This window comes from Acinetobacter sp. 24-47-66 (genome assembly GCF_056779755.1).
In genome coordinates this window covers 101,720-115,216 of the sequence record NZ_JBWYIL010000005.1, presented here as the reverse complement: position 1 = coordinate 115,216, position 13,497 = coordinate 101,720, and the positions used below count along the sequence as shown (strand labels likewise).

At 40.9% G+C, this 13,497-nt stretch carries 8 protein-coding genes; all 8 read left to right on the top strand.

Features of this window, described 5'->3' with window-relative positions; all coding sequences use genetic code 11:
* The first annotated feature begins 137 nt into the window (after positions 1-137).
* The 8 genes from AC1M84_RS06855 (at position 138) to purL (ending at position 13,455) form a co-directional block, all read left to right on the top strand.
* Positions 138-1,511: a diaminobutyrate--2-oxoglutarate transaminase gene (locus AC1M84_RS06855; protein WP_035267118.1), complete on the top strand. Its 1,374-nt coding sequence runs from the start codon at positions 138-140 to the stop codon at positions 1,509-1,511.
* A 3-nt stretch (positions 1,512-1,514) separates the two neighbouring features.
* The gene (locus tag AC1M84_RS06850) at positions 1,515-3,047 is read left to right on the top strand and encodes a pyridoxal phosphate-dependent decarboxylase family protein (protein ID WP_481594706.1); all 1,533 of its coding nucleotides are present in this window, start codon (positions 1,515-1,517) and stop codon (positions 3,045-3,047) included.
* Between the two features lie 353 nt (positions 3,048-3,400).
* Entirely contained in the window at positions 3,401-4,426 is a 1,026-nt protein-coding gene (locus AC1M84_RS06845) for a substrate-binding domain-containing protein (protein ID WP_035267165.1), read from the top strand.
* Positions 4,427-4,525: 99 nt separating this feature from the next.
* Positions 4,526-5,905, top strand: a complete 1,380-nt coding sequence (gene pstC, locus AC1M84_RS06840; RefSeq protein ID WP_481594705.1) for a phosphate ABC transporter permease subunit PstC — start codon at positions 4,526-4,528, stop codon at positions 5,903-5,905.
* Positions 5,905-7,293, top strand: coding sequence for a phosphate ABC transporter permease PstA (gene pstA / locus AC1M84_RS06835; RefSeq protein ID WP_481594704.1), 1,389 nt, complete (start codon positions 5,905-5,907; stop codon positions 7,291-7,293). Before pstC ends, pstA begins: the two co-directional genes overlap by 1 nt.
* 12 nt (positions 7,294-7,305) lie before the next feature.
* Entirely contained in the window at positions 7,306-8,229 is a 924-nt protein-coding gene (gene pstB / locus AC1M84_RS06830; protein WP_481594703.1) for a phosphate ABC transporter ATP-binding protein PstB, read from the top strand.
* Between the two features lie 115 nt (positions 8,230-8,344).
* The gene (locus AC1M84_RS06825; RefSeq protein WP_481594702.1) at positions 8,345-9,391 is read left to right on the top strand and encodes a M20/M25/M40 family metallo-hydrolase; all 1,047 of its coding nucleotides are present in this window, start codon (positions 8,345-8,347) and stop codon (positions 9,389-9,391) included.
* 230 nt (positions 9,392-9,621) lie between these two features.
* Positions 9,622-13,455: a phosphoribosylformylglycinamidine synthase gene (purL, locus tag AC1M84_RS06820; RefSeq protein WP_481594701.1), complete on the top strand. Its 3,834-nt coding sequence runs from the start codon at positions 9,622-9,624 to the stop codon at positions 13,453-13,455.
* Positions 13,456-13,497: the final 42 nt, after the last annotated feature.

Sequence of the window (13,497 nt, the reverse complement as noted above, 5' to 3'; positions counted from 1 at the left end):
CAAAATTCGTTATCATCGCGCCCTCTAGTTATAACTCTACACAATAGGCTAACTAGAACTCTATAAAGCACCGAGTCAAAGGACCGCAAGTCACCCGACTTATTTCTATTAACCCATATCAGAGATGGTAATTCGATATGAGCGTTTCTTCTGTAAATCCTGCACCTAATTCTACTAACGAATACTATTTGACTCGCCAAAGTCAGATGGAATCTAATGTTCGTAGCTATCCACGTAAATTGCCGTTAGCGATAGCAAAAGCTCAAGGTTGCTGGGTTACTGATGTTGAAGGTACAGAGTACCTCGATTGTTTAGCTGGGGCAGGAACATTGGCTTTGGGCCATAATCATCCTGCGGTCATTCAAAGTATTCAAGACACTTTAGCGAGTGGTCTTCCATTACATACTTTGGATTTAACGACACCTTTAAAAGATGCTTTTACTGAAGCTTTACTTGCTGAATTACCGGGTGGTAAAGAAGAGTACTGCCTACAGTTCTGTGGTCCATCTGGTGCAGATGGTACAGAAGCAGCAATTAAACTTGCAAAAACATATACTGGCCGTGGCACTGTGATCAGCTTCTCTGGTGGCTACCATGGTATGACTCACGGCTCATTAGCAATGACAGGTAATTTGTCTGCTAAAAACGCTGTTAATGGTTTAATGCCAGGCGTTCAATTCATGCCGTATCCACATGAATACCGTTGCCCACTAGGTTTAGGTGGTGAAGCGGGTGTTGACGCGCTTACTTATTTTTTTGAAAATTTCATCGAAGATGTTGAAAGCGGTGTGACTAAGCCTGCTGCAGTTATCCTTGAAGCGATTCAAGGTGAGGGCGGTGTGGTTACAGCACCTGTGAAATGGTTGAAAAAAATTCGTGAAGTGACTGAAAAGCACAACATCGTTTTAATTCTTGATGAAGTACAAGCTGGTTTCGCACGTTCAGGAAAAATGTTTGCCTTTGAACATGCGGGTATCGAACCTGATGTTGTAGTGATGTCGAAAGCAGTAGGTGGAAGCTTACCACTTGCAGTACTTGGTATTAAGCGTAAGTTTGATGCTTGGCAGCCTGCAGGTCACACGGGTACTTTCCGTGGTAACCAATTGGCTATGGGTACTGGTCTTGCTACGATCAAAACGATCAAAGAACAAAATCTTGCGCAAAACGCACAAGAGCGTGGTGATTTCCTTCAAGCTGAATTGAAGAAATTAGCTGCAGAATTCCCATGTATCGGTAATGTACGTGGCCGCGGTTTAATGATCGGTATCGAAATTGTTGATGAGCGTAAACCTGCTGACCATATGGGTTCACTTCCTGCAGATGGTCAATTGGCTGCTGCAATCCAAGCAGCGTGTTTCAACAACAAATTGTTGTTAGAAAAGGGTGGACGTAACGGTACAGTGATTCGTCTACTTTGCCCATTAATTATTAACCAAGCTGAATGTGAAGAAGTAATTGTGCGCTTTAAGAAAGCAATTTCTGAAGCATTAGTTGCGGTACGAGGCGCTTAATTCATGGTAGATTTTGCAGAACACCGTAAAGCTTTGCTCTGTAATGATGCTGCATCCATTGCTGACTATACGTCAGCAATGGATCAGGCAACTCAAGCAGTAGCAGCTTGGTTACAAAATGACAAAATGTACACAGGCGGTAGCATTAAAGAGCTTCGCAGTGCAATTGCATTTAATCCTTCTAAAGAAGGATTGGGTGTGGAAAAGTCATTAGAGCGTATGGTTGAGCTATTCCTTAATAAGAGCTTAAAAGTACATCATCCTCATTCTTTGGCGCATTTGCATTGTCCTACTATGGTGACTAGCCAAATCGCAGAAGTACTCATTAACGCAACTAACCAATCGATGGACTCATGGGATCAAAGCCCTGCAGGTTCATTGATGGAAGTTCAGTTGATCGATTGGCTTCGTCAAAAAGTTGGTTATGGTGCAGGTCAAGCAGGTGTGTTCACCTCTGGCGGTACGCAGTCAAACTTGATGGGTGTATTGCTTGCACGTGATGCATGTATCGCGAAAAAATGGAAAGACGAAAACGGCAATCCGTGGTCTGTTCAGCGTGATGGCGTACCTGCGGAAGCGATGCGTAACGTTAAAGTCATTTGTTCTGAAAATGCTCACTTCTCTGTGCAAAAGAACATGGCGATGATGGGAATGGGCTTCCAATCTGTAGTGACTGTGCCTGTCGACGAAAATGCGCGTATGGACATGGATGCACTAGAGAAAACCATGGCACACCTTCAAAATGAAGGCAAAATTGTGGCATGTGTGGTTGCAACTGCAGGTACTACCGATGCGGGTGCAATTGATCCTTTAAAGAAAGTCCGTGAAATCACCAATAAGTACGGCGCGTGGATGCATATCGATGCAGCATGGGGCGGTGCTTTAATCCTATCTAATAATCACCGTGATTTGTTAGATGGTATCGAGCTTTCTGATTCAATCACACTTGATTTCCATAAGCATTACTTCCAAACGATTTCTTGTGGTGCATTCTTACTTAAAGATGAAGCGAACTATCGCTTTATGCATTATGAAGCGGAATACTTAAACTCTGCTTATGATGAAGAGCATGGCGTACCAAACCTTGTTTCTAAATCTCTACAAACTACACGTCGTTTTGATGCGTTGAAATTGTGGATGACGATTGAAGCACTCGGTGAAGAGCTTTACGGCTCTATGATTGACCACGGTGTGACTTTAACGCGTGATGTTGCAGATTATATTAAAGCAACAGACGGTTTAGAGTTATTGGTTGAGCCACAATTTGCATCAGTCTTGTTCCGTGTAATTCCTGAAGGTTACCCAACAGAATTACTCGATACATTGAACCAAAACGTTGCGGATGAATTGTTTGCACGTGGTGAAGCGAATATTGGTGTGACTAAAGTCGGTCAGGTTCAATCATTGAAAATGACAACTTTAAGTCCAGTAGCAACTTTAGACAATGTGAAGAACTTGCTTGCGCTTGTACTGGCTGAGTCTGATCGCATCAAAGCTTCAATTGCTGATGGTACATATACGCCACCAATCGATTAATAGATTGTTTTTGAAAAAAAGCGCTCAATTGAGCGCTTTTTTGATATTAAAAATTCATAACTTTGACATATTTTTAGATCATGATTGAAATAATCTTTATGCAGAATTAGGGGGATAATTATTAAAGAATAAGTAGGTAATAAAAATATCAGTATTTAACCGTGATTATTATAAATCGTTGAAATATAATTAAAAAACAAATAAGCAAGTTGGTGTAATAAAAATAATAAAATCGTAATAAAGCTGTAACCTTATTGTCATATTATCAAATCAAAATGCATGTATCGAAATAAGTACAATACTTCAATAAAAAGTAGCGTACTCCAAATTTGCATAAATTGAGAGATAACATGATGCGCTTTACAAATATTGCAATTGCATTAGCACTTTCTGGGGCAGCTGTAGCAACAACCGCAAATGCAGCACGTGACACAATTCAAATTGCGGGTTCTTCTACAGTATTGCCATATGCAAGTATTGTGGCTGAAGAATTCGGTAATAACTTCCCTCAATTTAAAACACCAGTAGTTGGTTCAGGCGGTTCGTCGGGTGGTTTAAAACAATTTTGTAATGGTGTTGGCGACAATACGATCGATATTGCTAACTCATCTCGTGCAATCAAATCGAGCGAATTGGCTGAATGTAAGAAAAATGGCGTTAACCAAGTATTAGAAATTAAAATCGGTTACGACGGTATCGTATTTGCTTCAAATGCTAACAAAGCAGCTTATAAATTACGTCCACAACATGTATTTGCAGCTTTGGCAGCTGAATTGCCTTCAAACGGTAAGATGGTAAAAAACCCATATACACGTTGGAATCAAATTGATAAATCATTACCAAATGAGCCAATCACGCTTGTAATCCCAGCTTCGAATCATGGTACACGTGAAGTCTTCCAGGAGAAAATGGTGGACGCTGGTTGTGAATCGTATGCTGCTATTAAAGCTTTAGATAAAGATGCCAAAAAGAAAGCTTGCACAACGTTCCGTAAAGATGGTCGTGTTGTGGAAATTGCGGGTGACTATACAGAAACACTTGCACGCTTAAAGACTTCTCCAAGTGCTGTTGGTGTGTTTGGTTTAGGTTTCTATGATCAAAACCGTGACCGTTTACGCGTTGCAACTGTGAACAATGTGGCACCGTCTGAAAACACGATTTTAAATGGTTCTTACCCTGTATCACGCCCATTATTCTTCTATGTAAAAGGTGAGCATTTGAAATCAATCAAAGGTTTACCACAGTTTACTGAATATTTCTTAAATAAGCGTGTTTCAGGTAAAGGTTCTAAGTTAGAAAAAGCGGGCTTAATTTCACTCTCTGACAAAGAGCGTGCAGCAATTTTGGCAAACTTTAAAGCAGGTAAAGCTGTTAAGTAATCAAACGACAAACTAATGGCAGGAATTATCCTGCCATTGGTTTTTTCATTGAAAAAAGTTTTTTCAAACCATGAAAATTGAAAAGACAGTGGAGAATACATGAATCTGCTACTTATAGGTGTGTTATTGGCGATCATCGCCATTGCCTATCAAATCGGATTACGCAAAAGCCGTAACTTAGCAGGTCAGGGAAATAACTCTGCCGCTTTGCATTCACGTCCTGGTTACTATGGGGCATTAGTTGCGTTGTGGTGTGGTATCCCTGCATTTTTAATTTTGATTGTTTGGAATTTGGTTGAGCCAACGATCTTGGAGCAGGTGGTGCTTAATCATTTGCCACAGGATATTAAAGCGAGTCTAGATCCAGCAAGCCTAAACGTAGTTGTTGACCGTGTTCAATCAATTGCGTCCGGATTTGGTGTCAGTGACACGGCAACGGCATATGAAGTTGCTGCTGCAGAGCAACTGAGTAAATTTTCAACTATTGGCTCTGTTGCAAAATTAGCAGTTGTTATTTGCACTGCATTGGCAGGTTTGGTATGGGCTAAAAAAAGAATTAGCCAAGATTTTAGAGCGCGTAATCAAGTCGAGAAAGTCATCAATGTTGGCTTAGCTTTATGTTCTGGTGTCGCGATTCTTACAACACTAGGGATTGTAATGTCGATGTTTGGAGAAGCGATGCGCTTCTTCAGCTTTGTTAATCCTTTTGATTTCTTCTTTGGAACAGAGTGGAACCCGGGTTTCAGTACTTCGGGAAGTGCAGAAGGAAGCTATGGTTTACTTCCATTGTTGTGGGGTACGCTTATGGTCAGTGGGATCGCACTATTGGTTGCTGTACCAGTAGGTTTAATGATCGCGATTTATTTGGCTGAATATGCTTCTCCTCGCTTCCGTTCTTGGGCAAAACCGACCATTGAAGTTTTAGCTGGTATTCCAACGATCGTTTATGGTGTATTTGCACTCATGATTATTGGCCCATTTATTAAAACTGTAGGGGCAATGGTTGGTATTGATATCAACGCAACGAGTGCGCTCACTGCAGGTTTTGTCATGGGAATCATGATCATCCCTTTTGTGTCTTCTTTATCTGATGACATTATTACTCAAGTGCCTCGAGCATTACGTGATGGATCTTTAGGATTAGGGGCGACCAAATCTGAAACGATTCGTAAAGTGGTCATTCCAGCAGCGTTGCCTGGCATTATTGGTGCATTTTTATTGGCTGCTTCCCGTGCAATTGGCGAAACGATGATCGTAGTTCTAGCAGCTGGTAACAGTCCTCTTTTACACGCAAATCCATTAGAAGCTGTTTCGACCGTAACGATTACGATTGTTAATCAATTAACAGGTGATACTGACTTTGCAAGTCCGCAAGCATTAGTCGCTTTCGCACTAGGACTTACATTGTTTGTGATTACTTTAGGTTTGAACATTGTTGCACTTTACATCGTGCGTAAATACCGTGAGCAATACGACTAATGAGTACTTCTAATCCTAATACTCTCGAGACAGTTGATTCAGCAACAGCTGAGCAGCTTAGAGAAAAGCGTAAGAAGACTATTCAGAATTCTTTAGCTAAACGTCATCGTAAAGAAAAGACGTTCCGTTTCTTCGGTTTTTCAGCAGTGATTGCTGGCTTATTCTTCGTAGTATTGCTATTCGGTAGTATTTTAGCGAAAGGCTTGCCTGCTTTTTGGCAAAGTAGCATGAATTTGCCAATCTATTTCGATCCAAAGATTGTTGAGGTTGGTCCAAAGCCTGTACTGGCTGAAGGTGAGAATCCAGCTCAGTATGAAGAACGGTTTATTGAGTGGCAGACTGAAGTTGGCATGGTGGATTGGGATGCATTGATCATCAATGCCATGATCAAACAAGATCCTCAACTTGAAGCCCAACGTGATGATTTAAGCTATATCTATACGAGCTCTGAAGCATATCGTATCCGTGATATGGTGATGAATGATCCAAGCTTGGTTGGTAAAACAGTGGACGTAAAAGTCCTTGCTGATGCAAATATTGATGTGTGGCTTGCAGGTAATATTGATCGTTCTTTGCCAGATGAACAGCAACAACTTAGTCCCGAGATTCGTCAAATTGCTGATGAACTCAAGGCTAAAGGTGTCATCGAAAATTCATTTAACACGAATATTTTCACGAGTCCTGACTCTCGTAGTTCACCAGCGACATCTGGTTTAGCTGGTGCATTCATGGGCTCATTGTTCATGATGTTGATTGTGATCTTTATTTCGATTCCAATCGGCGTTGCATCTGCGATCTATCTTGAAGAGTTCGCGCCAAAGAACTGGATTACAGATATTGTAGAAGTCAACATCAATAATTTGGCTGCTGTTCCATCGATTGTATTCGGTTTGCTTGGTGCTGCAATTTTTATTGGTTGGATGCATTTACCATTGTCTGCCCCTTTGGTAGGTGGTCTTGTGTTAAGTTTAATGACATTGCCAACGGTGATTATTACGACACGAGCTTCTTTAAAAGCCGTTCCTCCTTCGATTCGCCAAGCTGCATTAGGATTGGGTGCATCAAGACTGCAAACTGTTTTTCATCACGTCCTGCCTTTGGCATTACCAGGTATTTTAACAGGTGCGATTATTGGTGTGGCTCAAGCATTGGGTGAGACTGCGCCGTTGTTGTTGATTGGTATGAGTGCTTTTGTAGCCAGTATTCCAGCAAGCCCATTCGATCAATCTACAGCGCTGCCTGTACAGATTTTCTTGTGGCAGGGTAATGAACTTCGTAACTTCTTTGAAGGTCGTACTGCTGCAGCCATTATTGTTCTCCTTGCGATGATGATTAGCTTAAATAGTTTAGCGATCTGGTTACGTAAGAAATTTGAAGTCCGTTGGTAGTCGGAGCAAAATATGAATACAGTAACTTCGCAAGTAACTCAAAATTCCTTAAAAAAGGATCAATCAGTGAATTCAGATCAAACACAATTTACATCTCAAGATGAAAATCAAAAAACGTCAACTTCGTTTGTTTCACAATTTGACACGCAGAGCGAAAATAAAAAAGAAGCAAAATCGGATGTTGTAAAATTGAGCACAACTGATGTTCACGTTTATTACGGTGAATCTGAAGCGATTAAAGGCATTGATCTTAATATTTACCAAAATGAAGTGATTGCTTTTATTGGTCCATCTGGATGTGGTAAGTCAACATTCCTACGTACTTTAAATCGTATGAACGACACGATAGATAGTTGTCGGGTAACGGGTAAAGTCATGTTGGATAATCAAGACATTTATGATCCTAATCTCGACGTAGTACTACTTCGTGCGCAAGTGGGTATGGTGTTCCAAAAGCCAAACCCATTCCCAAAATCAATTTTTGAAAACGTTGCATACGGACCTAAACTCCATGGTTTAGCACGTGACAAATATGATTTAGAAGAGATCGTTGAAAATAGTTTACGTAAAGCGGGCTTGTGGGATGAAGTTAAGGATCGTTTGAATCAGCCTGGAACTGGTTTATCAGGCGGTCAACAGCAACGTCTATGTATTGCTCGAACTATTGCAGTTTCGCCAGAAGTGATTTTAATGGACGAACCTTGTTCAGCACTTGACCCAATTGCGACGGCTAAAGTTGAAGAGTTAATCGCTGAGCTTTCAACACAATATACTATTGCAATCGTTACGCACTCAATGCAACAAGCTGCACGTGTATCAGACCGTACTGCCTATTTCCATTTAGGTGATTTGATTGAAGTGAATTCGACAGAAAAAGTATTTACTCAACCTGATCACCAATTGACTGAGGCATATATTACGGGTCGATTTGGTTGATTAAAAATTTAGAAACATAAATAAAAAGAGTCTTCGGGCTCTTTTTTATTACAAAAATCTGTGGATGTAATAAGGTTATTCTCTAAAATGGAATCCTTAATAAACTGATATCCACATGACAATGAAAAAAATACTTTGTTTAACAGCATTAATGACCAGTATTTTTATGTTGAGTGCTTGCTCACATACACCAAATCAAAATCAACAAGTAACCACGCAAATCAATACTTCGAATTTGATCGAACAACGTCTCATGAGTCATCTTAGTGCCTTAGAAGATATTGCAGCAGCTCATGGCGGTAATCGCGCAGTTGGAACGGATGGTGGTAAGGCAACTGCAACCTATATTATTGTAGAGGCAAAAAAAGCTGGTTTGCACGCTCAGATGTTGCCGTTTGAAAATCGCAATAAGATTGTAGGTCAGAATATTATTATCGAAATCAAAGGTAAAAATCCTGATTTAGCTACGATAATCGGTGCGCATTATGATTCTGTGACCACAGGGCCTGGGATCAATGATAATGGTACAGGTGTAGCCGTTCTATTAGAGCTATTACAACATTATTCAAAATCTGAAAATCATCCTCAAAATACAATTTACCTTGCATTTTGGGATTCTGAAGAAGATGGTATCGGAGGTTCGCAAGATTTTGTTGCTAAAATGACACCTGAACAGCTGAAGGGAATAAAGGCTTATATCAATGTTGATATGGTCGGTACAAAAAATCCGAATATTTTGGTTGCTGATGTAGATAAATCTTCATTAAAAGATTTAGAAGCCCAGTTTAAGTTTGCTGGATTATCTGAATCTGACTATAAACCAATGATTGATGGCTTAAAGTCTTTACCTAGTCATCAAGGGGATACTGCGCTTGAAGAACATTTAAAATCATTCTTTAAAGCAAAGAACTTAACAATAAAAGAAGACATCACCACTTTAACAGCAAGCGACACAGCACCATTTCTAGGAAAAGTGCCGGTCACATCGATCATTTTATTTAATGAACAAGAACGTCCAGGTGCAAACGAGGGCGAAATAATTTTAGATTTTGCTCCATGTTATCACCAAGCTTGTGATAGCAAGGATTTAGTTGATCCAAAATCTATGATTATGGCTCTAGAGGCGATTCAACATCTGTTAAAAGTCACCAACACTCAATAGTTGAGATGACTGAAGAATTATTTAGGTGTATCTCATTTGAATTGCATTATAGGGTGCAATTCAATTTTTTTTACTGAATAAAAAAGATTTATTCGTAAACTCGATCGAAAATATGTCTTAAAGCAGTTTTGCTATCTAGCTGAATTTTGCAATACACAGTAGAATATGCGCTCTCTTCAAGTCACATTGTGGCATGGTTCAAAAGACCATCCCGTGGAGCCAAAATCAGCATGTTTATCGTGGCCGGTGCACCAGCACACTCTTCTTTTAAGCAAACGCAACTATTAACTCGTTTACAGTCAATTAGTTCGGTTCAATCAATAGAAAGTCAATGGGTTTATTTATTCGACCAAGCGCTCAACGAGCAACAACAGCAATCCGCTTTACAGCTTCTAAATGATGGTGCGTCATTTGAATTACGCCAAGCAGCCACAGATGAGATTCAAATCTTAGTCACTCCACGCGTAGGCACAATTTCGCCGTGGTCTTCAAAAGCGACCGATATTTTCGCGAACTGCAACACACCGGTTCATCGTCTTGAACGCGGTGTTTTGTTTACTTTGAAGGGTGTAAAAGACGTTTCAAATGAAATTAAGCAAATTCTGCATGACCGAATGACAGAAAGTGTTTTCAATCAAATTGACGATGCTGCTGCTTTATTCACTGAAACTGAGCCAAAACCGCTGAACTCGATTGATATTCTAGGTCAAGGTAAAGAAGCGCTCGTAAAAGCAAACTCTGAATTTGGTTTTGCTTTATCGGATGAAGAAATTGATTACTTAACTGATGCATTTATCAAGTTAGGTCGCAATCCGCATGACATTGAACTCATGATGTTTGCACAAGCGAACTCTGAGCATTGTCGTCATAAAATCTTTGGTTCAGAATGGACAATTGATGGTGAAGTCCAACCATTGTCATTGTTCCAAATGATTAAAAATACCTACAAAGAATCACCTACAGATGTATTGTCAGCATATAAAGACAATGCTTCAGTGATTGTTGGTTTTGATACGCAACGTTTTTATCCAAAAAAAGATGAAAATGGTCATTATGTTTATAAATACAAGAGCCAAGCTGCCCACATCTTAATGAAAGTGGAAACCCACAACCATCCTACAGCGATTGCACCATTTGCAGGTGCGGCAACAGGTTCGGGCGGTGAAATCCGTGATGAAGGTGCAACAGGTCGTGGTGGTAAGCCAAAAGCAGGCTTAACAGGTTTCACTACATCTAACTTGAATATTCCAGGCTTTGAACAGCCATGGGAAGAAAACTACGGTAAACCATCTCGTATGGCATCTCCACTTCAAATTATGATTGAAGGTCCATTGGGTGGTGCTGCATTTAACAACGAATTTGGTCGTCCTGCGTTAAATGGTTACTTCCGTACATTTGAGCAAAATGTAAATGGTGATGTAAAAGGTTTCCATAAGCCAATTATGATTGCTGGTGGTTACGGTAACATCCGTCCTGACCACGTTGAAAAAGATGCGATCCAACCGGGCGATTTATTGATCGTGCTTGGTGGTCCTGCAATGCTCATCGGTCTTGGTGGTGGCGCTGCTTCTTCTGTAGATAGCGGTACAATGGGCGAAAGCTTAGACTTTGCTTCTGTACAACGTGAAAACCCAGAAATGGAACGCCGTTGCCAAGAAGTCATTGATACTTGCTGGCGTATGGAAGACCACAACCCAATCGTGTCTGTACATGACGTAGGTGCTGGTGGTATTTCAAATGCGATGCCTGAACTGGTAAATGACCACGAATTAGGTGCAAAGCTTGATCTTCGTAAAGTACCATCATTGGAGCCAGGTATGGCGCCAATGGAAATTTGGTCAAATGAAGCGCAAGAGCGTTATGTATTGGCGATCCGTCCATCTTCATTAGAATTATTTGAATCAATCTGTGCGCGTGAACGTTGTCCGTTTGCCGTATTAGGTGAAGCGACTGAAGCGCGTCATTTAACGGTTGAAGATCCATTGTTTGGTAACAACCCAGTTGATGTACCAATGCAAGTGATCTTAGGTGGTACGCCACGTATGAGCCGCGCGTATGACTGTATCGAACGTCACGGTGATGACTTTGATGCTGCACAAGTGACTGATCTTAAAGATGCGATTTACCGTGTGATTAAGAACCCAACAGTTGCGTCTAAATCATTCTTAATTACCATTGGTGACCGTTCAATTACAGGTATGGTTGCACGTGACCAAATGGTTGGTCCATGGCAAGTGCCTGTAGCAGATGCTGCGGTAACAACAACAAGTTTAGTGGGCTACACAGGCGAAGCAATGGCAATGGGTGAACGTCCACCTGTAGCATTGTTAAATCCTGCGGCATCTGCACGTTTAGCAGTGGCTGAGTCAATCACCAACATCATGTCTGCAAAAATCGAGAAAATCAGCGACATTAAATTGTCTGCGAATTGGATGGCTGCAGCAGGTCAAGTAGGCGAAGACCAAGCATTATTTGAAGGTGTAAAAGCCATCGGTATGGAAATGTGTCCTGCGCTTGGCATCGCAATTCCTGTAGGTAAAGATTCTTTATCGATGCGTACGACTTGGAATGACGAAGGTGAAGATAAGTCTGTAACTTCTCCAATGTCAGGTGTGATCACAGCATTTGCACCGGTGACTGATGTGCGTAAGACATTAACACCAGAATTGAAAAACTTAGATTCAGTACTTGTACGTATTGATTTGTCTAAAGGTCAATTCCGTCTAGGTGGTTCGATCCTTGCGCAAGTGTATAAAGCAATTGGTTCGGTTACACCAGATGTAGATAGCTTCGATGACTTCAAAGCATTCTTTGAATTGGTACAAGATTGGAATAACCGTGGTTTAATTAAAGCTTACCATGACATCGGTGATGGTGGTTTAATCGCAACTGTTGCAGAGATGATGTTCGCTTCACGCTTAGGTGTGGCATTAGAAGATCAATCTGTAGCAAGCTTATTTGCTGAAGAAATTGGTGCAGTATTACAAATTGCTAAAGCTGATTGGGATGCACTACAGACTGAAGTTTCAGCATCAAGCTTAAAAGATGCGATCAGTGTCGTTGGTACAGTGAATACTACTGATACGCTAACGATTAATGGTTTAACGCTAGATCGTGTTGAACTGCAACAAGCGTGGACTGAAGTGTCACATCAGATTCAACGTTTACGTGACAACGTGGAAACTGCAGATCAAGAATATAGTCTAATTGCGAATAAAGATCATAAAGGTCTTATTGCAAAAGCGACATTCGATTTGAATGAAGAAATTGAAGCACCGTATATCAATACACGTCGTCCGAATATGGCAATCTTGCGTGAGCAGGGTGTAAATGGTCATGTGGAGATGGCAGCTGCATTCGACAAAGTTGGTTTCAATACGATTGATGTCCATATGAGTGACCTACTCGCTGGTCGTGTAAGCCTTGATGAATTTGAAGGTTTAGTGGCATGTGGTGGTTTCTCTTACGGTGACGTTTTAGGCGCTGGTGGTGGTTGGGCGAAATCAGTATTGTTCAATCCTAAACTTCGTGATCAATTTGAGAAATTCTTTAACCGTCAAGAAACATTCTCACTCGGTATCTGTAACGGTTGCCAAATGTTGTCTCAATTGGCTCCACTCATTCCAGGTGCTGAAAACTGGCCACGTTTCCATCGTAACGTATCAGAAATGTTTGAAGCGCGAGCTGTAAACGTTCGTGTTGAAAAATCTAAATCTGTACTGTTAGAAGGTATGGAAGGTTCGATTTTACCAATTGCTGTGGCGCATGGTGAAGGTCGCGTTGTTGCAGCGGACAGCTCTATTGCTGCATTGAATGCGGGTAATCAAGTGACTTTACGTTATGTTGATAGCCAAGGTAATCCAACTCAACATTACCCATTGAACCCGAACGGCTCACCTGAAGCAATTACAGGTGTGACTTCAACTGATGGTCGTGCAACGATTATGATGCCTCATCCAGAGCGTAACTTCCGTGCGGTTCAACATTCTTGGAAACCTGAAGATTGGGATCAAGATGGTGCATGGTTACGTATGTTCCGTAATGCTCGTAAATTTATTGGTTAAGCTGTAAAAAGATTTTAAAAGTCACCTTAGGGTGGCTTTTTT